General features: G+C 40.4%; 18 protein-coding genes and 15 tRNA genes. 9 read left to right on the forward strand and 24 right to left on the reverse strand.

Annotation, left to right across the window (positions count from 1 at the left end; all coding sequences use genetic code 11):
- Positions 1-292: 292 nt before the first annotated feature.
- From AC0L3Y_RS16160 to AC0L3Y_RS16185, 6 genes are all read left to right on the forward strand, one after another.
- Entirely contained in the window at positions 293-877 is a 585-nt protein-coding gene (locus tag AC0L3Y_RS16160; RefSeq protein ID WP_473466354.1) for a hypothetical protein, read from the forward strand.
- Positions 878-1005: 128 nt separating this feature from the next.
- Positions 1006-2301, forward strand: coding sequence for an imelysin family protein (locus AC0L3Y_RS16165; RefSeq protein WP_473466357.1), 1296 nt, complete (start codon positions 1006-1008; stop codon positions 2299-2301).
- A gap of 80 nt (positions 2302-2381) precedes the next feature.
- Positions 2382-3767 (forward strand): di-heme oxidoreductase family protein, encoded by a 1386-nt coding sequence (locus AC0L3Y_RS16170; protein WP_473466360.1) that lies wholly within the window; start codon positions 2382-2384, stop codon positions 3765-3767.
- The gene (locus tag AC0L3Y_RS16175) at positions 3767-4825 is read left to right on the forward strand and encodes an imelysin family protein (RefSeq protein WP_473466363.1); all 1059 of its coding nucleotides are present in this window, start codon (positions 3767-3769) and stop codon (positions 4823-4825) included. The genes AC0L3Y_RS16170 and AC0L3Y_RS16175 overlap by 1 nt, the downstream gene beginning before the upstream one ends.
- 2 nt (positions 4826-4827) lie before the next feature.
- The gene (locus AC0L3Y_RS16180; RefSeq protein ID WP_473466369.1) at positions 4828-5934 is read left to right on the forward strand and encodes a DUF1513 domain-containing protein; all 1107 of its coding nucleotides are present in this window, start codon (positions 4828-4830) and stop codon (positions 5932-5934) included.
- A 123-nt stretch (positions 5935-6057) separates the two neighbouring features.
- Entirely contained in the window at positions 6058-8310 is a 2253-nt protein-coding gene (locus AC0L3Y_RS16185) for a putative bifunctional diguanylate cyclase/phosphodiesterase (protein WP_473466372.1), read from the forward strand.
- A 136-nt stretch (positions 8311-8446) separates the two neighbouring features.
- Here AC0L3Y_RS16185 and AC0L3Y_RS16190 read toward each other — a convergent pair whose 3' ends face one another.
- The 23 genes from AC0L3Y_RS16190 to thrS all read right to left on the reverse strand — a co-directional run bounded on the left by AC0L3Y_RS16190 (position 8447) and on the right by thrS (position 20010).
- Positions 8447-9778, reverse strand: coding sequence for an OmpP1/FadL family transporter (locus AC0L3Y_RS16190; RefSeq protein WP_473466375.1), 1332 nt, complete (start codon positions 9776-9778; stop codon positions 8447-8449).
- 352 nt (positions 9779-10130) lie between these two features.
- Positions 10131-10207: transfer RNA gene (locus AC0L3Y_RS16195), tRNA-Asp, on the reverse strand.
- Between the two features lie 51 nt (positions 10208-10258).
- Positions 10259-10334: transfer RNA gene (locus AC0L3Y_RS16200), tRNA-Val, on the reverse strand.
- 314 nt (positions 10335-10648) lie between these two features.
- Positions 10649-10725: transfer RNA gene (locus tag AC0L3Y_RS16205), tRNA-Asp, on the reverse strand.
- Positions 10726-10776: 51 nt separating this feature from the next.
- Positions 10777-10852, reverse strand: a tRNA-Val gene (locus AC0L3Y_RS16210).
- A 134-nt stretch (positions 10853-10986) separates the two neighbouring features.
- Positions 10987-11063, reverse strand: a tRNA-Asp gene (locus AC0L3Y_RS16215).
- A gap of 51 nt (positions 11064-11114) precedes the next feature.
- Positions 11115-11190 (reverse strand) — tRNA-Val (locus AC0L3Y_RS16220).
- 400 nt (positions 11191-11590) lie between these two features.
- A tRNA-Asp gene (locus AC0L3Y_RS16225) sits at positions 11591-11667 on the reverse strand.
- 51 nt (positions 11668-11718) lie between these two features.
- Positions 11719-11794, reverse strand: a tRNA-Val gene (locus AC0L3Y_RS16230).
- A 135-nt stretch (positions 11795-11929) separates the two neighbouring features.
- A tRNA-Asp gene (locus AC0L3Y_RS16235) sits at positions 11930-12006 on the reverse strand.
- Positions 12007-12057: 51 nt separating this feature from the next.
- Positions 12058-12133, reverse strand: a tRNA-Val gene (locus AC0L3Y_RS16240).
- A 71-nt stretch (positions 12134-12204) separates the two neighbouring features.
- Positions 12205-12280, reverse strand: a tRNA-Thr gene (locus AC0L3Y_RS16245).
- 41 nt (positions 12281-12321) lie between these two features.
- Positions 12322-12397: transfer RNA gene (locus AC0L3Y_RS16250), tRNA-Thr, on the reverse strand.
- 45 nt (positions 12398-12442) lie between these two features.
- Positions 12443-12518, reverse strand: a tRNA-Thr gene (locus AC0L3Y_RS16255).
- Positions 12519-12588: 70 nt separating this feature from the next.
- A tRNA-Thr gene (locus AC0L3Y_RS16260) sits at positions 12589-12664 on the reverse strand.
- Positions 12665-12675: 11 nt separating this feature from the next.
- A tRNA-Pro gene (locus AC0L3Y_RS16265) sits at positions 12676-12752 on the reverse strand.
- Between the two features lie 283 nt (positions 12753-13035).
- The gene (locus AC0L3Y_RS16270) at positions 13036-13332 is read right to left on the reverse strand and encodes an integration host factor subunit alpha (protein ID WP_473466379.1); all 297 of its coding nucleotides are present in this window, start codon (positions 13330-13332) and stop codon (positions 13036-13038) included.
- 4 nt (positions 13333-13336) lie between these two features.
- Positions 13337-15721, reverse strand: coding sequence for a phenylalanine--tRNA ligase subunit beta (pheT, locus tag AC0L3Y_RS16275; protein WP_473466384.1), 2385 nt, complete (start codon positions 15719-15721; stop codon positions 13337-13339).
- Between the two features lie 22 nt (positions 15722-15743).
- Positions 15744-16739 carry a phenylalanine--tRNA ligase subunit alpha gene (gene pheS, locus AC0L3Y_RS16280; protein ID WP_473466386.1) on the reverse strand — a complete coding sequence of 332 codons (996 nt, stop codon included), beginning with the start codon at positions 16737-16739 and terminating at the stop codon, positions 15744-15746.
- Between the two features lie 128 nt (positions 16740-16867).
- Positions 16868-17224, reverse strand: coding sequence for a 50S ribosomal protein L20 (gene rplT / locus AC0L3Y_RS16285; RefSeq protein ID WP_024023333.1), 357 nt, complete (start codon positions 17222-17224; stop codon positions 16868-16870).
- 47 nt (positions 17225-17271) lie between these two features.
- Complete coding sequence (rpmI, locus tag AC0L3Y_RS16290) at positions 17272-17466, reverse strand: 50S ribosomal protein L35 (protein ID WP_063331360.1); 195 nt, start codon at positions 17464-17466, stop codon at positions 17272-17274.
- Between the two features lie 64 nt (positions 17467-17530).
- Entirely contained in the window at positions 17531-18064 is a 534-nt protein-coding gene (gene infC, locus AC0L3Y_RS16295; RefSeq protein ID WP_473466391.1) for a translation initiation factor IF-3, read from the reverse strand.
- 8 nt (positions 18065-18072) lie between these two features.
- On the reverse strand, positions 18073-20010 hold the full coding sequence (thrS, locus tag AC0L3Y_RS16300) for a threonine--tRNA ligase (RefSeq protein ID WP_473466395.1): 1938 nt from the start codon (positions 20008-20010) through the stop codon (positions 18073-18075).
- Positions 20011-20248: 238 nt separating this feature from the next.
- Between thrS and AC0L3Y_RS16305 the strand changes: the two genes are divergently transcribed.
- The 3 genes from AC0L3Y_RS16305 to AC0L3Y_RS16315 all read left to right on the forward strand — a co-directional run bounded on the left by AC0L3Y_RS16305 (position 20249) and on the right by AC0L3Y_RS16315 (position 21667).
- Entirely contained in the window at positions 20249-20875 is a 627-nt protein-coding gene (locus AC0L3Y_RS16305) for an O-methyltransferase (RefSeq protein ID WP_473466398.1), read from the forward strand.
- Between the two features lie 59 nt (positions 20876-20934).
- Positions 20935-21438, forward strand: coding sequence for a GIY-YIG nuclease family protein (locus AC0L3Y_RS16310; protein ID WP_473466401.1), 504 nt, complete (start codon positions 20935-20937; stop codon positions 21436-21438).
- A 73-nt stretch (positions 21439-21511) separates the two neighbouring features.
- The gene (locus AC0L3Y_RS16315; protein WP_473466404.1) at positions 21512-21667 is read left to right on the forward strand and encodes a hypothetical protein; all 156 of its coding nucleotides are present in this window, start codon (positions 21512-21514) and stop codon (positions 21665-21667) included.
- Between the two features lie 81 nt (positions 21668-21748).
- Here the strand turns inward: AC0L3Y_RS16315 and AC0L3Y_RS16320 are convergent, their stop codons facing one another.
- The gene (locus AC0L3Y_RS16320) at positions 21749-23095 is read right to left on the reverse strand and encodes a class II 3-deoxy-7-phosphoheptulonate synthase (protein ID WP_473466407.1); all 1347 of its coding nucleotides are present in this window, start codon (positions 23093-23095) and stop codon (positions 21749-21751) included.
- Between the last annotated feature and the right edge of the window lie 32 nt (positions 23096-23127).

A 23127-nucleotide genomic window follows, 5' to 3' on the forward strand; every position in this document is an offset into this window, starting at 1 on the left:
CATCGAAACTGAAGTAATACCTATCCAAAAACAAGAAAAAACATGTTTTAAAATATTGTCCACAAAAACCGTTAAGAAGGCTGTGGGAATCATCAAAATACCCTTTAAATTCAATAAATTAAATAAAATCAAACATTATTTTACAATTCCATGAAAATCATTACTTAAATTAAATTCAATAATTTTTTTAGAAAAATGCAAATGTTTTTTGTAAAAAAAACTATACAGATATACTGATTTTATATACAGTACTGTACAAATAAACAGTAAAGATAAATTAAAGGTTGTGGATATGATTAAGTTAATAAACTCTACTCGCTCTATTCATAAAGTAGCATTACTTAGCGTACTTGCTCTGGCTTTGTATGCCCCAGCTAAAGATCTTGTTCAACTTACAAAAGCACATTTTGCGAAACAAACTATTCAGATTGTTGATGCTTCTTTTGGCACCAAAATGCCATGGCAAAAAAATAATGCTTCTTATTTAAAAGTAAGCCAAAACGCACAATCTAGCTTATCCCAATCTCAAATTATTTATACAAAACTACGTTTTACCAATCCAACATCAGACACTAAAATCTACCGTAAAATCTGGTTGAATTTTTCCCATACAAATGGTGACCAAGAATACACGACAGATTATACCTTATATAATACGGAAACCCGTCAACGTCTAATTGGACAATCCATTCAACTAGGAGCAAACAGCTCTATTGATGTAATTGCAGCCTATCGTTTTATTCCTAGTTATAAAAATAAATCACCCATTACTATGAGTGTTTCATGGGAAGGACAAAACCTTTTAAGAGAAAAGGCATGTGAATATAATTTAAAAAATTCATCGGGCAATGCTTTTCATCAACAATGCAGTTATTAAAAATTCTGTAATACTGCTACTTATTTAGAGCTCTGTAGAGAAGTTATAAATAATGTGTAAAAACAAGCATTGATAATCGTTTTCATTTCGAATATTATATTTTTACTAACTAATATTGGAGCTTCGAAATGAAACGAATGTTAACCCCTCTTGCGATTTGCGTTGCAAGTGCAATGCTTACTGCATGTGGTTCTACAGCAGTAAACAATGAATCCAGCACAGTTACTGCCGACGCAGTTGTTATTCATTATGCAGACATTGCTGAAGCAATTTACGGTGACTCTTTAAGCACGGCGAAAACATTGCGCAGTGCAATTAATACTCTTCTAACAGAACCAACAGAAGCAAACCTACAAGCAGCTCGTACTGCATGGATTGCAGCTCGCGCCCCTTACCAACAAAGTGAAGTTTACCGCTTTGGTAATGCAATCGTAGATGACTGGGAAGGAAAGGTTAACGCTTGGCCACTAGATGAAGGCTTGATCGACTATGTTTCTACAAGCAGCTACGGCACAGAATCTGATTTGAACCCTCTTTATTCCGCAAATGTTATTGCTTCTAAGCACCTCCATATTGGCGGCCAGATGATTGATGCAACAAACATTACTCCTGAGTTGATCTCTGAAACATTACAAGAAGCTGATGGCGTTGAGGCTAACGTAGCAAGTGGTTATCATGCAATTGAATTTCTGCTTTGGGGTCAAGATTTACATGGCACTAACCCAGGAGCTGGTGAACGCCCGGCAACAGATTTCGATTTAGAAAACTGTACAAATGGAAACTGCGACCGCCGTCGTGATTACCTAGTCGCTGCAACTGATTTGTTAATTTCTGATCTAGAAGAAATGGCAAATAATTGGAAAAAAGGCGGTGACGCTCGTGTTGCGCTATTAGAGCAATCTACAGATGAAGGCCTTTCGACTATTCTTACTGGTATGGGTAGTTTAGCCTATGGTGAACTTGGCGGTGAAAGAACTAAGCTTGGTTTAATGTTACATGACCCAGAAGAAGAACATGATTGCTTCTCTGACAACACTCATTGGTCTCATTATCATGACGCTCAAGGCATCAAAAATGTATATCTTGGTGAATACAAACGTGTTGATGGTAGCTGGGTAAAAGGCCCTTCTTTGTCTAAATTAGTTGCGCAAGAAGACGTCGCCTTAGACCTTGAAATGAAAGCAAAATTGGAAACTACTGAAGCAGCAGCCCAAGCCATGGTTGATGCAGCAAAACAAGGTCAGACATTTGATGTGCTAATTGCAATGAACAATACTGCGGGCAACCAACTAGTCCAAACATTTGTTGATTCTCTAGTAGATGAAACTCGTGTTACTGAAGAAATCATTCATCATTTGGATCTTCAGGGTATTGCTCTAGAAGGGTCTGACAGCCTAGATAATCCAAGTGCGGTATTTGAATAATATCGCCATCCCTAATAAATAATTAAATGGGATACCTGGAAAGATGTGTCATTTAGTCAGTTAATGGTATTTGTCTATTTATGACAACAAATTTGAAGAATTTAACTTTTCTTACAGCTGGCGCTTTCGCCAGCTTTTTTTGTTTTCAGACTGCTGCTTTTGCGAGTGATTATACACAACCTACTTCAAGCATTAAGCCTGAAAATAAATTACATTTTAGTATAGGCCAAAGTGTTTTCCAAAAATTTTGGGTACCTTCGCCCTCCTCAACCACTGCTAGCGATGGTTTGGGTCCTCTTTTTAACACACGATCATGCAACAGTTGCCACATTAATAATGGTCGCGCTCATGCACCTGAATCTGGCATAAGTGGATCGACAGTTCCTTCGTTCTTAATTCGCTTCGGAAAATCATATAAAAACACCTCTCAAGTTGCAGACTTTATCTATCCAAATATTGGAGATAAACATTATGGCAATCAATTTCAAGGACAAGCTTCTCCAGGTATTCTACCTGAAGGTGATTATAAACTTACTTATACAACCCATACTGAAACACTTGCAGACGGCACAAAGGTCGAATTGAGAAAACCAAACATCCACTGGACAGCACTTAATTATGGAAACTTAGAGGATAGTACAGGTATAACCCTCCTTGTCTCCCCCGCACTGGTTGGAATGGGTTTATTAGACAATATTCCAGATGATATAATTCTTTCAAACGCTGACCCTGAGGATGGTGATAATAACGGCATTAGTGGTCGAGTAAGTTGGATTCCAAACAACGACGGTAAAGGTAAAACTATCGGTCGCTTTGGTTACAAAGCTTCTACTCCTAGTGTCAGCGCGCAAAACCAGTTGGCGTTTAATACCGATTTAGGGCTATCTACACCGTTAAATCCAGCGGCATCAGGTGATTGCACCAAATTACAAATTGAATGCATTAAAAGTCCAAACGGAAACAGCCCACACCTAGACAATTTGGAAGTCGATATACAGCAAGCAAGATTGGTTGATCTTTTTGTCTCATTGTCTTCTCCACCTGCAATGCGCAACTTAAGCAATCCCGACTTTCTTGAAGGAAAAACGGTATTTGAAGAAGGTAGTTGTGTTAGTTGCCACATACCAAAAATGCAAACAAAGAAAAATGCCACATTCAGTGAATTAAGCAACCGTACCTTCTATCCTTTTACGGATATGTTATTACATGATATGGGATCTGAACTCGCTAGTGGATTTCAAAGCTTCTCTACAGCTCCAAACGAATGGAGAACAGCACCACTATGGGGAATAGGACTATCTGAAAAAGTATCAGGTCGAGTCGGATTTCTACATGACGGTAGAGCCAGAACAATTGAAGAAGCGATTCTTTGGCATGGAGGCGAAGCGCAACAAAGCAAAGATTTTTATAAACAACTAAGTAAAGAACATCGTAAAAAACTTATCTACTTTTTGGAGTCGCTTTAATGAAATACTTTCCTAAACTGATTGCCTTAGCAATCAGTGCGTCTACCCCTTTACTCGCATCAGCCGGTCAATGGGAAGGACCTCTAAATGGCATAGTGACTAACGTCATTAACCAAGGCTATGAATCCTATTCAATTTCATCAAAAACACTACAACAACGCGCCGATAAACTTTGTGCAGCACCATCCAAAGAGTCATTAAATTCGGCTCAACAAGCTTTTAAAGAGAACGCTTTAGACTGGCAACAAGTCCAATGGCTAAATTTCGGTCCTGTTACCTACTTTATGCGCTACTATGCTTTTGAGTATTGGCCTGATAAAAAAGGGGTTACGCAACGCCAATTACGAGCATTAACTCAAAGCGATCCATCTATTATGGATGCGCCTAGGTTTTGGACTTCCGCTAGTATTGCTGTTCGTGGATTAACCGCAATTGAGAGTTTGCTCTACCACCCTGATTTTGACCCATTAACATCTACCAACCATTGCCAACTTTTAGAAAGAGTGACAACACACCACTTTGAAAGTGCGAATGCGGTAGCAAATCAGTGGAAAGAAGGAAAAGCTGAAGACTGGGTATTTGATGAAGAAGGTACTGGTTTCGATCCAGAAAAGGTTGCATTAGAGCAATTCTTGCAACAATGGATCGAACACATGTCTGCAGTTAAAGACGCAAAGCTTGAAACACCAATTGGTTATAATAGCCGTGAGAATTTAAAGCTAGCGGAATTTTATCGAAGCGATTTGTCTCTTCAAGCTATGCAAAAAAACTTGAAATCATATCGTGAAATTTATCATGCTGGGTCACCTTCTTTGTATGATATTGCTAAACAATCAAACCCAATGTTAGCAACTCAATTCGAACAACAACTCATTGAAAATGTAAAGCTAGCACTTCAGCTACCAGAAGACTTCTTCCACCCAAGTAACTCAAAAGAAGAACGTATTGCCTTAGCGGCACCTTTAGTCAAGTCTATTTCAACCAGCCAATCTTACTTATCAAGCCTTGTCACCTCATTAGGCTTTCAAATTGGCTTTAACAGTAGAGATGGAGATTAGTCATGATATCTAGGCGCTCCTTTTTAGCCCTAGGTGGAATTATAGCAACAGCACCATCTTGGGCCACTGTAATTCCTAACGACTCAAAGAGTAAGCTGTATGCTTCAGCTTACTCTTTAAATAAACAAGAACATTTTTTCGGCGTATTTGATGATGGGGGCGAAATACTCTGGTCTGCACCATTGACGCAAAGAGCACACGCCCCTGTTATTCATCCAAGCCAAAGTATTGTTGGCATTGTTGCTAGAAGACCTGGTTTTTATATAGATTTTTTTGATGTATCTAGCCATCAAAAAATTAAACGCATTGAACCAACAAAAGACCATCACTTTTATGGTCATGCATTGTTCACATCAGATGGTAAACGCCTAATTACTCAAGAAAACCATTACCCAACAGGTCAAGGTAAGATATTTATTCGTGAATGGCCCAGCGGAAATATACTCAATATTTTTAATAGTAATGGAATTGGCCCTCATGAATCTGTCTTTTTAAGTGATAAGGTTCTCGTCATTGCAAACGGCGGCCTAATGACTCGACCAGATGAAGACAGAAAAATATTGAACCTTGATACAATGCAACCAAACGTTACTTACCTATCATTAGAAAGTGGAAAAGTATTAAATCATGCAGTCCATGATGATGAATTTCATCAACTCAGCATTAGACATTTAGATGTCAATCAGCAAGGTGTTGTTGCTTTGGGCTTCCAATACCAAGGAGAAATCTGGGATCAAGTTCCTTTGGTCGCCTTGTCAACAATAGACAACCCGTCAATGGAGTATCTTCCTATACCGGAAAACGTTCGTATTCGCTTTAAACAATATTGCGGTAGTGTTTGTTTTGATAAATCAGGGGAAATATTAGCCATTAGCACACCGCGAGGTGGTTTAGTTGCCTATTGGCATATAGGCTCCAAAACTTTTTTAGGTATAGAAAACTGCCGAGATGTTTGTGGTCTTGTAGCCACAAATAACTCACATGAGTTTTTATTAACCAGTGGCACTGGCGTTCAAATGAAAAACAATCCAATACAAGACACCACGAAAGTGATCAAAAAACACCCAGAAATTCATTGGGATAATCATTTTCGGCAAATTAAAACATAATTCTTACCTAAATATGATGCCAGTGTTGTAAATAGCATGGTGGTATTAAGGATTTTTAGGTAATGTTTAAGTCCAGCCGTAATTCGTTGCGGCTTCTTTTTTTCTACATTATGAAGTTGAATAATGTTTATTAATTTTCTTAAAAACTATTTTTTTGTTGATTCGGACCAAATTTTTGGGCGAAATGAAAAAGCACTTCAACAGAGTGCTCTCAGAATCCTTCTAGCACTTACTATTTGTATTTTTGCTATCTCAGAAGTGCATTCTTTTTTCATTGATACTGAAGCATCACTCTTCGGTATGAATAGCCTTTTTCTATGCATTCTAGTAGGTTTACTTTTTTTTAGTAAGAAATACACACAAACAACTGCCGCCCTATTTATTATCACTCTCTTAACGACTAGCTCTTTATTACTAACATTAAACAATGAGTTAAATGCCCAAAAATACGCTCTCATTTCGCTTTATTCACTACCACTAATCACTCGCCTGCTGTTTAGCTTTAAAGCCTCTTTAGTGGCTATGTTTGTGAATATCTTCCCATTTTACTTAATCACCAGCGAAAATATCATTTCTAACCAAACCAACATAGCTGCTTCATTTTACTTTCAACTACTTACATTTATTACTTTAAACGTTGGATTGCCACTTGCTGTTTCCAGAATTATTTCCACATTAGAAAGTAATGCTACTCGCATGAAAGGTCTTTATAGAAAATTAAACGAAAACTATGCATTGTATGAAGAGTTTTTTGAAAATACTGGCACACCCACTTTACTTTGTGACCAACGAGGCAAGTTAATTAAAGTCAATCAACTTGCTCGTGACCTTTTAGCTAATTCAACACAAAATACATTTCCAGATACAAAAATATCTGATTGGCTTTCACCATTAGGCGATTCCGGTAAGTTTTTTTGGCAATCAAATACAGCAGAATGCACTTTAAAACAAAACACTGATGTTCACATCGAAATCAAAAGAGCTTCTCTGACTCAACATGGACATTATGTTCTACACTTACAAAACACCACTAAATTACGTGCAATACAGCAAGAATTAGAAACATCTCAACAAGCTAACACCCGCCTAGCCCACTTTGACCTATTAACCTTACTCCCGAACAACCGATACTTTTGCCGTCAAGTTAATCAGAGGTTCAACGAACAAGAAAAACACCTAACCGGAGCCATGTTTATTATTCGAATTTGTCAGTTCAAACTACTTAACAAGCAATATGGCAAAGACAACGCGAATAAAATCATTCTAAATTTTTCTAAATCCTTGCAAAAACAATTATCTGATCAAGCCATCATTGGTAGATTACGTGGGGTTAAGTTTTCTTGTTTCGTTCCATTAGGCCAAGCCTATTTAATCCAAAAAAACCTATCAGCTCTTATCCACTCTGTATTACCGAGCCAAATTAATATTGATGGCAGCACCCTAAATATGGACTATCAAGTTGGTATTGCCTATTACCATACAGATGGAACAAGTGCAGAAGAGCTACTAGAGCACTGTGAAATGGCTCTAGAATACTCCAGCAGCACAGACAGACTCTCATATTATAATCACAACCTTGAAAACAAATTAATTGAAGAGCATGAGCTTGGCTTAAAACTTAGCACTGCTATCAAAAACAAAGAACTGAGCATTTGGCTACAACCGCAAGTCTCTCCGAATGGACAAATTCGTTCCTTTGAAGCTCTTGCTCGCTGGAATGATGGCAAGCGATTTGTACCACCAAGCACCTTTATCAAGATAGCAGAAGATTTAGGCCTATTACCTACTCTTGCAGAAAACCTGTTACGTGAGCTTGTAGTGACCCTATCAGAATGGCATAAAGAGCATATACATACTCCAATTGCATTTAATCTCGCTGGTCAAGAACTCATGAATGACGCCTTTTTTGCTTTACTCATGACACTTATATCTGACAACCCTTGGTTAAATAAAATGCTTGAATTGGAAATCACAGAAACAAGCTCCGTCATGACGAACCCTCTTATCCATAAACGCTTAAGAAGCCTATCTCAGTATGGTATATCCATTGCTATTGATGATTTCGGAACAGGCCAAGCTTCACTAGGCCAGTTAATTGATATACCAGCGAACATTCTTAAGATAGATCGTCGATTTATAGCACCATTACCTAATGATCAGCGCCATATAGATATTGTGAAATCAACAATACAAATGGCTGAATCTCTCAATATGAAGGTAATTGCAGAGGGCATAGAAACGAAAGAACAAGCAAATCTACTTGCCGCTTTAGGATGCCACACTTTACAAGGTTACTACTTTGGCAAACCATCACCACTAACGGACTGGACAGCACGTGACAACGAAAAAGCCAAAGAACTTCGCATGGTCTATTAAAGTCAAAAATATTGATACGCATAAATGCAGACACACCTTCTCGCGACAAAATAATTAACCTACATAATCAGACATAAAAAAACCAGAACCCCATAGAGGTTCTGGTTTTGAAATTAAAACATCTATTTATTACTGATTAAAACGCCATATTCATTGCGACAGAGATCACATTAGCAGAAGATTCATAATCTGCGTCTAATGTCCCACGAGCAGCATCTTCGCCAGTACCGTCGCGACTAACAGAAACATCCTCAATCATCACATGGGTATAGGAAAACGTCAGTGACGTCATATCATTAAGATCATAGGTTCCACCCAATGATAACCAAGTACGATCTCCATCTGGTGTACGAGCAGAACGATATTCGTCAGTAACTGGAGAATTGTCCATTGCAACACCCGTTCTCAGAATCAATTTGTCAGAGTAAACATAAGTCAAACCTGCAGAGTACATCCACTGATCTTCGAAACCAAAAGTGAGCTTGGAATTAGGCTGATCACTATCAAAATCAATGTCAATTCCATCCATTGAACTCCAGCCTGTTCTAATTGCGCTCAACCCTAGCTTCAATTTATTCGACAAATCATGTTCTAAACTTAGTGTAATTAACGAAGGGAACTTTATTGAGTCAGTTACGCCAGCATTAACCAATTGATAACCATAGTTGCTTTGTAAAACTGTATTTAAAGTCGTACTAACATCTGTGTATGTAACATCTCCTTTAAAATCAAACTCAACTTCACTGCGATACCCTAAACCCACACGAGTACCTTTTTTCGGCTCTAACAACACACCAAAACTATAACCTATAGCTGTATCACTGGCCTCAATTCGACCTATACCTTCTCCACCTGTAGCGGAAGTACTTGAACCAACAGCAGACTCCAAGACAATCTCTGCTTCATGAACTTGAACACTTGCACCCACAGATGCCCAATCATTAACTCGGTGTGCTAAAGAAAAGCTCAGGGCAATATCTTGCACTGCAGTTTCTGTCGCATGAAAACGACCTGCCCAGTCTTGATCGTCGTTACCAGACAAGCCATAAGGTACATTCAAAGACACACCCGCAACCGTTTTATCGGAGATAGGTTTCGCAAAATATAAAGATGGAACAAGCGTGCTATCAACAGAGTCGCTTGATACACCGTCACTTGATAAATCTTTCGGTCCACCGGCTGCTGTTGGTGTCGCATCCGTTGCTGACGTTAGAGAAACATCCATACTTGGTATAACATAAGCACCTGACACAAAAACAGTTGTTTCTTTTGCGTTTACAAAAAGAGCTGGGTTCCAAAAGCTGAAAGAGATATCTGCATTAGAAGCAGCAGCTCCAGCTAGAGCGGTACCAGATGCTGTAGCACTGTGATCATTTAATGCAAAACCTGCAGAATATGCTGAGGATGCGGCCGCGACTGACACTGCAACTAGACTTGCTCTAAAGAAGAATTTAGAAGAGGTAATCATAATAAGCTCCGTTGTTATTTTTATTGGGAATTATTCTTTGATTGAATCAATTATACGCTCCTATTATAGAAGCCCATAAGATGATATTACCAGTACGTATTTCTTCTGCAATACAATATTCAATAAATCATCACGTAAAGTTAAAAAAAATTATTAGAGAATAGACTGAAACAATTTATAGATATGTAAAGTACATTGATAAATAAGAGAATTTCAAGAAATACACGAAACAAACTAGAAATTTTTGAGAGGGATTAGAAATAATTTAGATAAGAACTTTTTTGAAAAAAGCAGGAAACTATAAATACATAAATTCACTTAGCTTTAATATGAATATTAATGTTAAGTAAATTGGCGGAATGGACGGGACTCGAACCCGCGACCCCCTGCGTGACAGGCAGGTATTCTAACCAACTGAACTACCACTCCAACACAATCTAGCTTTTTACTTACTTCTCATAAGTACCACTGCATAGTAAGTGGTGGGTGTGGAGAGGTTCGAACTCCCGACATTCGCCTTGTAAGGGCGACGCTCTCCCAACTGAGCTACACACCCAATATCAATTTTAGATCTCTCGATCGGAGTTCTTAACTCCCGATGCTTATGCGCCTTGTAGAAACGAATCTCAACTGAGCTACACACCCAATATCAATTTTAGATCTCTCGATCGGAGCTTCTTAACTCCCGGTGTTTATGCGCCTTGTAGAAACGAATCTCAAATGAGCTACACACCCAATATCAATTTTAGATCTCTCGATCGGAGTTCTTAACTCCCGATGCTTATGCGCCTTGTAGAAACGAATCTCAACTGAGCTACACACCCGCTTTAAGCTTTTTTACTACCATTTACTTACAGCTTAATAAGTAATTGGCGGAATGGACGGGACTCGAACCCGCGACCCCCTGCGTGACAGGCAGGTATTCTAACCAACTGAACTACCACTCCAACACAATCTAGCTTTTTACTTACTTCTCATAAGTACCACTGCATAGTAAGTGGTGGGTGTGGAGAGGTTCGAACTCCCGACATTCGCCTTGTAAGGGCGACGCTCTCCCAACTGAGCTACACACCCAATATCAACTTTAGATCTCTCGATCGGAGTTCTTAACTCCCGATGCTTATGCGTCTTGTAGAAACGAATCTCAACTGAGCTACACACCCGCTTTAAGCTTTTTACTACCATTTACTTACAGCTTAATAAGTAATTGGCGGAATGGACGGGACTCGAACCCGCGACCCCCTGCGTGACAGGCAGGTATTCTAACCAACTGAACTACCACTCCAACACAATCTAGCTTTTTACTTACTTCTCATAAGTACCACTGCATAGTAAGTGGTGGGTGTGGAGAGGTTCGAACTCCCGACATTCGCCTTGTAAGGGCGACGCTCTCCCAACTGAGCTACACACCCAATATAATTTTAGATCTCTCGATCGGAGTTCTTAACTCCCGATGCTTATGCGCCTTGTAGAAACGAATCTCAACTGAGCTACACACCCAATATAATTTTAGATCTCTCGATCGGAGTTCTTAACTCCCGATGCTTATGCGCCTTGTAGAAACGAATCTCAACTGAGCTACACACCCAATATCAATTTTAGATCTCTCGATCGGAGTTCTTAACTCCCGATGCTTATGCGCCTTGTAGAAACGAATCTCAACTGAGCTACACACCCAATATAATTTTAGGTCTCTCGATCGGAGTTTTTAACTCCCGATGCTTATGCGTCTTGTAGAAACGAATCTCAACTGAGCTACACATCCATCGTAATGATGGTATTACTTAGCCAAATTACTCTATTAAAAGTAATTGGCGGAATGGACGGGACTCGAACCCGCGACCCCCTGCGTGACAGGCAGGTATTCTAACCAACTGAACTACCACTCCAACACAATCTAGCTTTTTACTTACTTCTCATAAGTACCACTGCATAGTAAGTGGTGGGTGTGGAGAGGTTCGAACTCCCGACATTCGCCTTGTAAGGGCGACGCTCTCCCAACTGAGCTACACACCCAATATCAATTTTAGATCTCTCGATCGGAGTTCTTAACTCCCGATGCTTATGCGCCTTGTAGAAACGAATCTCAACTGAGCTACACACCCGCTTTAAGCTTTTTTACTACCATTTACTTACAGCTTAATAAGTAATTGGCGGAATGGACGGGACTCGAACCCGCGACCCCCTGCGTGACAGGCAGGTATTCTAACCAACTGAACTACCACTCCATCACAATCTAGCTTTTTACTTACTTCTCATAAGTACCACTGCATAGTAAGTGGTGGGTGTGGAGAGGTTCGAACTCCCGACATTCGCCTTGTAAGGGCGACGCTCTCCCAACTGAGCTACACACCCATTTTTAGTTTTACATCTTACGATGTGGAGTGTTAACTCCCATTCATCTAGCATTTATTCCACTTATTAAGTGGTGCCGCCACCAAGAGTCGAACTCGGGACCCTCTGATTACAAGTCAGATGCTCTACCAACTGAGCTATAGCGGCTAAACGCTAAATCAAATCTTCAATTACTCTAAGAGTAAAATTGGTGCCGCCACCAAGAGTCGAACTCGGGACCCTCTGATTACAAGTCAGATGCTCTACCAACTGAGCTATAGCGGCATTATATGACGCAGTTTACTTTTACATACACTTCTTATTAGCAAGTGGTGCCGCCACCAAGAGTCGAACTCGGGACCCTCTGATTACAAGTCAGATGCTCTACCAACTGAGCTATAGCGGCTTTAATAAAAGCAAAATCTTTTTTCATTCCTATTCTTTATTACTAAAGATAAGAAACTTCGACCAAGTAGTGGTGCCGCCACCAAGAGTCGAACTCGGGACCCTCTGATTACAAGTCAGATGCTCTACCAACTGAGCTATAGCGGCATTTCTATTCTTGGTCGGGACGGCAGGATTTGAACCTGCGACCACTAGCACCCCATGCTAGTGCGCTACCAGGCTGCGCTACGCCCCGAAAACCAACAACAACACTGTCGCTGTCAGCGGGTGCGTATATTACTATAACGAATTGAAAAGGGAAGACTTTTATCTGTTTTTTTTTAATTTAACTGCACTAATAAAATTAAATAGATCATTCGCTTAAACATTGATCTAAATATCATTCTAGTTCGTCACTTTTCATTCATTATATAAAAAGCCGCCTTAATCATATTCTATTAATTCAATTCAAATAATGCACATTACATAGATACAAAAAAGCCATCCTGCTTAGGATGGCTTTTTATAAAGAGACAACATCATTCCTGCATGTAATCCTCTACTTTTGACTTAAGCTTTTGCCCAGGCCTAAAAGTAACAACAGTACGAGCTGTAATAGGAATCTCTTCTCCCGTCTTAGGATTTCGACCTGGGCGCTGACTTTTTTCACGCACTTCAAAATTACCAAAACCCGATAACTTAACTTGCTGCCTTTCAACAAGTGAATGGCGTACAACATCAAAAAAACCTTCAACAAGATCTTTTGCGTCTTTTTTACTTAGACCAATTGCATCCACTAAATTTTCAGCAAGGTCCGCTTTTGTCAACGATCCCATAAATCTATCCCCTTACAACGGCTCCCAACTGCTCAGATAATACTGAAACAGTTTGTTCGACAGAGTTGTTCACTTCTTCATCACTAAGAGTGTGTGAAGGATGCTGCCACGTCAAGCCCAAAGCGACACTTTTTTTCGTTTCATCAATACCCTGCCCTTGATAAACATCAAAAACCAAGACATTTTTAAACCCCTCACCAGCTGATTCAACAATCACTCGCTCAAGTTCACTTACAGGGATAGATCGATCAACCAACAAGGCCAAGTCTCGACGAACTTCAGGGAACCGTGAAACCGCCTTATATTCCGGCAGAGTCGCATCCAACACAGCACTCAATGCAATATCAAACACATAAATAGACTGATTTGCCCCTAATGTTTTAGATAATTGCGGATGAAGCTCACCCATAAGACCAACAAACTGACCATCAATATAAATATCAGCTGAACGACCTGGATGCAGGAACTCACACGTTGAACGCTCATAAGTTGGCTGACCGCCATTATTTAGCTCAAATAATGCCTCAACATGCGCCTTCAAGTCATAAAAGTCTACTTTCTCACTGCCATGATACCAAGCCTCAGCATTACGAGTACCTGCAATAAGGCCAGATATTTGTTGTTGCTGATCTAGATCATTTAGAGCATCTACAGAACCAATAAAGCGACGTCCCGTCTCAAACAAACGAACCCGAGACTGTTGACGATTTTGGTTATATAAATACGCCTTTACAAGACCCGGAATCAGGCTTGGTCGCATTACACCCATATCTGCAGAAATTGGATTTGCCAAAGGCACTGGCTCAATTTCTGGTAAAAACTGCTTACTAAGCACTGGATCAATGAAACTGTATGTCACAGCCTCTTGATAACCTTGAGACACCAAGGTGGCGCGCAAGGCTTGAATTGGCGTTTTACCTTCTGACAAAGGAGTGAAGTTCACTGCTGCCTGAGGCATAGAAGAAGGTAGGTTGTCATAACCATAGATACGCGCTACCTCTTCAATCAAATCTGCTTCAATTGAGATATCAAAACGATGAGACGGTGACTTAACTGTCCAAACTTCATCATTTACCTCAAGCATTTCCAAACCAAGACGTGTCAAAATATCAGTCACAAGCTCTTTTTCAATAGAAATCGCTAAGTATTGATCTAGCTTTTTACGACGTAAAGTAACGACCGCAGCATCAGGAAGAGACGCCTCATTCACCGTATGTGTAACAGCACCGGCTTGTCCGCCAGCGATCTCTAGGATCAAGGCTGTAGCACGCTCAATTGCTTTCTCTTGCAAACTTGCATCAACACCACGTTCAAAGCGGTGAGAAGAATCGGTATGCAAACCATAAGAACGCGCTTTACCCGCCAATGCGATAGGAGCAAAGAAAGCACTTTCTAGGAAAACATCTGCTGTTGCAGCGTTTACACCAGAACCTTCACCACCCATAACACCAGCAATGGCTAATGGCGCCCTCTCATCCGCAATGACCAGCGTGTCTTCACGAAGGGAGACTTCTTGGCCATCTAACAAAACAATTTTTTCGTTAGCCGCTGCCATTCGAACAACAATTGATCCAGACAAATTTGCTAAATCAAATGCGTGCATTGGTTGACCCAATTCGAGCATGACATAGTTCGTAATATCAACAATAGGATCAATCGAACGAATTCCGCTTCGGCGAAGTTTTTCAACCATCCATAAAGGCGTTTGCGCTGTGACGTTAACACCACGGATAACACGCCCTAAATAACGTGGACACGCTTCTACAGCATCAACACGAACTGAGAATGTGTCTTCGATAGAGACATCCGAAGCCACTATATCAACAGGCGTAAGATCAACTTTATTTAACACACCCACTTCACGCGCCAATCCAGCTAAGCTGAGACAGTCACTTCTATTTGGCGTCAAATCAACGTCGATAATTCTATCATCAAGACCCAACACCTCACGGAAGTCTGCTCCTGTTGTTAACGACAGAGGCAATTCCATAATACCGTCATGGTCATCACTCACGCCCAATTCAGAAGCAGAGCACAACATACCAAAAGATTCTACTTGACGTAGTTTGGCTTTCTTTATCTTAAAATCAGCGCCTAATACAGCGCCAATTTTTGCGAAAGGGACTTTAATTCCTGGTCGCGCATTCGGGGCACCACAAACCACTTGAAAAGTATCTGTACCGTCTGATACTTGGCAAACTTGAAGCTTATCCGCATTTGGATGAGCACCAGCACTGATAATCTCACCTACTACCACACCAGAAAATTCAGAAGCAACAGGTAAAACTTCATCAACTTCAAGACCAGCCATGGTTATCTGAGCCACCAAATCATCACTACTGATATCTGGATTGACCCACTCTCTTAGCCAATTCTCACTAATTTTCATAAAAACATCCTAGATCGACTGGTTACTTGAACTGCTTAAGGAAACGTAAATCGTTTTCAAAGAACATACGAAGGTCATCTACTTTATAGCGCAACATAGCAAAACGCTCTACGCCCATACCAAAAGCAAAGCCAGTGTATTTTTCCGAATCGATTCCAGACATTTCAAGCACTTTAGGGTGAACCATGCCACAGCCTAACACTTCCAACCAAGACTCTTCACCCTTGCTATTAGTGCGCATAATATCCACTTCAATAGAAGGTTCAGTGAACGGAAAATAGCTAGGACGGAATCGAACTTTTAAATCATCTTCAAAGAAAACATTTAGGAACTCTTGCAAAATCCCCTTCAAATCTGCAAAGGAAATATTTTCATCGATCAACAACCCTTCAACCTGATGGAACATTGGCGTATGGGTTTGATCAGAATCACAACGATAAACACGGCCAGGACAAATAATTCGAATTGGCGGCTGAGTTTTTTCCATTGTGCGCACTTGAACAGGAGATGTATGCGTTCTCAGTACGGTTGTTGGATTAAAATAAAAGGTATCCTGCATAGCTCTCGCTGGGTGATGAGCAGGAATATTTAACGCCTCGAAGTTATGGTAATCATCTTCAATTTCTGGGCCTGCAGCCACATCAAATCCGATACCACGGAAGAAGGTCTCAATACGCTCCATTGTTCTTGTTACTGGATGTAGACCACCAACTTCTTGACCTTTACCAGACAAAGAAATATCAATTGTCTCTGTGGCCAATTTAGCATTTAAAGCTGCCTTCGCAAGACCAGCTTTACGCTCTATAATTTTTTCTTGTACTTGGTCTTTAGCTTCATTCACCATTTGACCAAACTTTGGTCGGTCTTCTGCAGAAACATTACCAAGCTGTTTCAACAAAGCGGTCAAAGCGCCCTTTTTACCTAAATAATGTACACGAACATCATCTAGTGCGGACTCACTATCAGAAGCAGCAACTGCGCTTAGCGCATCAGCAAGAATCTGTTTTAGGTTCTCCATTTACACACTCCAAAAAATAAAATAGGGGAAGAGCGCTAGCTCTTCCCCTATCAAAGACTGCATTGAATAACTCTCTCTATTAAGATTGAATCCTTCAAGATTGAGTCACTCTAAGGCTACGTCAGAAATTAAGCTAAGCTTGCTTTCGCTTTTTCAACGATTGCAGCAAAAACTTCTTTCTCGTACACAGCTAGATCAGCCAAAACCTTACGGTCAATTTCAATTGCTGCTTTTTTCAAACCAGCAATGAAACGGCTGTAAGATAGACCATTGATACGTGCAGCAGCGTTAATACGAGCAATCCACAATGCGCGGAATTGACGTTTACGCTGACGACGGTCACGGTACTGATACTGACCAGCTTTGATGACAGCTTGTTTAGCTACACGAAATACACGACTACGTGCACCGTAGTAACCTTTAGCTTGCTTTAAAATCTTCTTGTGACGGCGACGAGCCTGAACACCACGTTTTACGCGAGGCATAATATAAACCTTATACTAATAAATTAATGAACTAAAAAAATCTAGACTTAGATGTATGGCAACATGCGTACAATTAACGCTTTGTCGCTTTGCGCCACTTGGTTCAAAGAACGAAGATGACGCTTACGCTTAGTCGATTTCTTAGTCAAAATATGACTAGTATGAGACTGCTTATGTTTAAAACCATTCGCGGTACGTTTGAAGCGCTTAGCTGCGCCACTGTGTGACTTAATTTTGGACATGATAAAACCACTCTCGCATTCGTTAATGTTAGTGTAATTTCTTAATAACTTACGCTATTTAAAATTACTTCTTCTTTTTGGGGCCTAGCACCATAGTCAATTGACGACCTTCCATTTTCGCAGCTTGCTCTACTACACCATATTCCTCTAAGTCTAAAGCGACTCGATTCATAAGTTGCATACCAAGCTCCTGATGGGCCATTTCACGACCGCGGTATCGTAGTGATACTTTGGCCTTATCCCCGCCTTCAAGGAAACGTATCAGGTTGCGGAGTTTTACCTGATAATCCCCTTCCTCCGTCCCTGGACGGAATTTCATTTCTTTAACTTGAATCTGCTTAGCATTTTTCTTTTGAGCTGCTTTTGCTTTTTTCGCTTCAAAAATATGCTTACCGTGATCCATGATTTTACAAACAATCGGATCTGAGTCAGTAATCTGCACTAGGTCAAGGTTAGCTTCTTGAGCAGCTTTCAGTGCTTCCTCAATCGAAACAACACCAATTTGTTCACCATCAGCAGCGATTAAACGTACTTCAGTGGCTCGAATGTTCTCGTTGATTTGAGGACGCTGCTTACCAGCTGCACGTCCACGATTCATATTACCTTTTATAGCGCTATCTCCAAGTCTTGTTTACGGCTACGACGAGTCACTTCTTTTTGAAGTAAAGCTTCAAAATCAGAAATACTCATCACTCCAAGATCTTCACCGGTTCGAGTACGAACGGCTACTTGGTTCTGTTCTACTTCTTTATCACCAACAACGATCATATATGGAACTCGTTGAATAGTATGCTCGCGAATTTTAAACCCGATCTTCTCGTTTCTCAAGTCAAGTTTTGCTCTAAAGCCATTTGAATTCAATCTTTTTTCCAAATCTGAGCAATAGTCAGCCTGGCGATCGGTAATATTCATGATAATTACCTGCTCTGGTGCGAGCCAAACTGGGAAAGCACCTTCTGTTTCTTCGATCAAAATACCGATAAAACGCTCCAACGAACCAACAATAGCACGATGTAACATAACCGGAGTCTGACGAGAACCATCTTCTGCCACATATTTAGCATCTAAACGTGTCGGCATAGAGAAATCTACTTGAATCGTGCCACACTGCCAAACACGGCCAATGGCATCCTTCAAAGAGAATTCAATTTTAGGGCCATAGAACGCCCCTTCACCTGGCAACTCTTCCCAATCTAGTCCTGCAGAATCCAAAGCATCTGCCAATGCCTTCTCAGACTTATCCCAAACCTCATCAGACCCAACACGCTGTTCTGGGCGAGTCGACAAACGATAAATAATGTTATCAAAACCAAAATCCGCATAAACTTCATGCAACAAGTTGATAAATTCAGACACTTCTTGCTGGATCTGGCCTTCCGTTACAAAAATATGCCCATCATCTTGGACAAAGTTACGAACACGCATAATACCATGCAAAGCACCAGAAGGCTCATTACGGTGACAAGAACCAAACTCAGCCATACGGAATGGTAAATCTCGATAACTTTTCAAACCTTGGTTATAAACTTGAATATGACACGGACAGTTCATTGGCTTAACTGCGTAATCACGGTTTTCCGAATGAGTAGTGAACATATTTTCGTGATATTTACCCCAATGCCCAGACTTTTCCCAAAGTACACGGTCTACAATCTGTGGAGTTTTCACTTCTTGATAATTATTATCTATCTGCTGCTGGCGCATATATTGCTCAACAGCCTGATACAAGCGCCACCCTTTAGGATGCCAAAACACCATACCGGGTGCTTCTTCTTGCACATGAAAAAGGTCTAATTTTTTACCTAATTTGCGATGGTCGCGCTTTTCTGCCTCTTCAATCCGAGTCAAATAGGCTTTCAATTCTTTTTTATCATTCCAAGCTGTTCCATAAATACGCTGGAGCTGCTCATTATTAGAGTCGCCACGCCAATAAGCACCAGCCAATTTCATAAGCTTAAAATGACGCAATACGCGTGTATTCGGTACATGCGGTCCACGACACATATCCATGTATTCTTCATGCTGATACAAACCAACACTTTCTACAGAGTCATCCATATCATCGATCAAAGCAACTTTATAAGTCTCGCCTCGATCAACAAATTGCTGACGCGCATCTGCAATAGGGGTCATTTTTTTAACAACGTCGTAATCTGTTTTGACCAACTCACCCATACGCTTCTCTATTGCCGCCAGATCATCTGGCGTAAAAGGACGTTCATAAGCGATATCGTAATAGAAACCTTCATTGATCACAGGACCAATTGCCATTTCTGCGGTTGGATAAAGCTGTTTAACAGCATGACCAACAAGATGCGCAAAAGAGTGACGAATGATTTCAATACCGTCTGCATCTTTTCCTGTAACAATACTTAATTCTGAATCTTCAGAAATAAGCTCACAAGCATCAACTAACTGACCATTGATACGACCCGCAACTGTCGCTTTAGCAAGACCTGGACCAATGTCCTCGGCTACCTGCATAACAGTAACTGGATTTGAAAAAGAGCGTTGGCTGCCATCAGGCAAAGTAATTACAGGCATTTTATTCCCCTATCGGAGTCAGTGGTGCTCCATACTAAAGAGCACATGTAAATTTCAGCGCATAAACTATCATTTTTCAATTATTCATGCGAATCTAATTTAAATAACTGTTTTTACTCCGTGTTACCGCCATCCACAAAAATCAAGGTCTTTTTCTACCTTTCAGCCATAGACATTCTCTGTACTCAGAGTAAAATTACCATTCGTTTCATACAGACTTTACTTATCAAAAGGCAATATGCACCCTAATAATCTTGACGACTACTGCATTGAGACAACTCAAGCAGAACCAGACCTATTAATTGAACTAGTTGAAAAGACTTATTCAGATATGGGTTACCCAAATAAACTGTCAGGAAAAACGATCGGTCGCACATTAAAACTTCTAGCAAAGATAGCTAAGCCTAAACGTGCTCTTGAAATAGGTATGTTTACTGGCTATTCAGCACTATCAATTGCCGAAGGCATGCCTGATGATGGCAAACTTATTTGCTGTGAAACAAACCCAAGAGCCATTGAGTTTGCTCAATCCTTTTTTGACCGTAGCGAATACGGAAAAAAAATCACTGCGATTTTTGGACCTGCTCTCGATACGATTGAATCCCTTGAAGGCGAATTCGACTTTGTCTTTATTGATGCCGATAAGCGTAACTACCTAAACTATTACGAAGCAGTATTACCGCTTGTTAGATCTGGTGGACTTATTGTTATCGATAACTCCCTTTGGCAAGGACGAGTTCTAGATCCAAAAGAAAACAGCGACATTGCTGTCAACCAAGTCAACCGCTTAATCGCGCAAGACCTGAGAGTTGAAAATGTCCACCTAAATGTTCGAGACGGTCTCAACATCGTCGTAAAACACTAAATCCTATTTTTTTATAAACCCCATTCACCTTTGGGTTACCTTGGGTGAATGGGGTTTATATGTTATTTAAAAGATATCACGTAAGAGGCACGATTTTGGTCGTTTTTAAGATCACGAATAACATTACCGGAAAGCATTACATTGGAACTTCTTTTAACAGTGGCTTCCAACGCTTTGAACAATATATTGAAGCAACAAATGAAGGTTTAGACTTTCCTTTATACAATGACATTAGGGAGAATGGCGTTGAAGCATTTGTTGTTGAAGAGCTTTTCGAAACAAGCGACAAGCAAGAACTTTATGAATTAGAGACAGATTACATCTCAATTTATAATGGCGAAAGCTTACGCGGCTATAAAATAGCGCAAACAGCAGAAAAAGCAGTAAACCTAAACACAGGGAAAAAAGCGCTTTTTGATGCCAACGGTGTATCTACAGCAGAGCAACCTAAAAAGACCAGAAAAACAGCAGTAAAAAAAACAGTCTCGCTGCCAAAAAAACTCTTGAGCCGACCCCAACTGCTAAATCCTTCTTCGGAGAACTCATTGGCGAAGAAAGACTAGACACACCAACCTCTCAGGTTGTCGAGAAAAAAAGGCACCCGCTCGCACAAAAAGCAAAGCAAGCATTCAAAAAATGCTAAGCGAAGCTGAAAAAGCATCAAAAAAAGAGCGTGAAGATAAACTAAAAAGCCAACAACAGGCTGAAGCGGAAGAAATGGCACTTATCATGGCGAAGATTGATGTAACATCAAAATCAGCCACATCAGCATTTCGACGCCGAAAAAGTTAACCCAAGTGAAAAATACAAAAAAGCTCAGCTGGTTATTAATCAGCTGAGCTTTTTTCGTTTTAAACAGTCAATCGTTAAAACTTAAGATCTCGCTTTTTTAAGCGTCTCGGAAATCATGAAAGCCAGCTCTAAAGACTGATCAGCATTCAAGCGAGGATCACAGTGAGTATGATATCGATCAGCCAAATCCGCCTCGGTAACCTCAAAAGAACCACCAACACATTCCGTCACATTTTGACCTGTCATTTCAAAATGCACACCACCAGCATAAGAACCTTCAGCATTATGAACCTGAAAAAACTGCTGAACCTCTTTCAACACATCATCAACACGACGCGTTTTATAACCGGTTGATGCCTTCACCGTATTACCATGCATTGGATCACTACTCCAAACTACATTCTTACCTTCTTTCTGAATGGCTTGAATCAGTTTAGGCATACCATCTTCAACCTTATCAGCCCCCATACGAACAATAATATTCAAACGTCCAGACTCATTGTCTGGGTTTAATACGTCACATAAACGCACTAAATCTTCAGGATCCATAGAAGGCCCTGCTTTGACTCCAATTGGATTTTTCACACCACGTAAAAATTCAACATGCGCACCATCTAATTGACGAGTACGATCACCAATCCATAACATATGCGCAGAGCAATCATACCAGTCACCCGTCAAACTATCTTGACGCGTCAAAGCCTGCTCATATGGCAGCAACAAAGCTTCATGAGAAGTATAGAATTCAGTTTCTTTCAACTGCCCCAAGCCAGGACCTATTCCACAAGCTTCCATAAATTGCAACGCATCATCAATTTTACTTGCAACGCCATGAAAACGATCACCTGCAGGACTCGTATTCAAAAAATCTAGATTCCATTGATGCACTTGATGTAAATCTGCAAATCCACCTTGAGCAAACGCTCGAAGTAAATTCATAGTAGAAGCACTTTGATTATAAACTTGAACCAAACGCTCTGGATCTGGAACTCGAGCGTGTTCAGTAAACTCAATCCCATTAATAATGTCGCCTCGATAACTAGGTAATTCAATACCGTCGATCGTTTCCATACCAGCAGATCTAGGCTTAGCAAATTGACCAGCCATTCGCCCCACTTTCACAACCGGACACTTACCGGCATAAGTCAGCACAACAGCCATTTGCAACATAACTTTAAACGTGTCACGAATATTATTTGCGTGGAATTCAGCAAAGCTTTCAGCACAATCACCGCCCTGCAGTAGAAATGATTGCCCATTAGCCACTTGACCTAATGCTTTTTTTAATTGCCGCGCTTCACCAGCAAAAACAAGCGGAGGCATTTTCCCCAAAGACTTCTCAACTTGAGCCAAATGCTCTGCGTTAGGATAAACTGGCTGCTGTAACGCCGTTTTTTCTCTCCAACTTGTCAATTCCCACTCTTTCATAACTTTCCACAACCTTTATATCATCTATCATT

It is taken from the genome of Marinomonas sp. GJ51-14, from assembly GCF_055808695.1.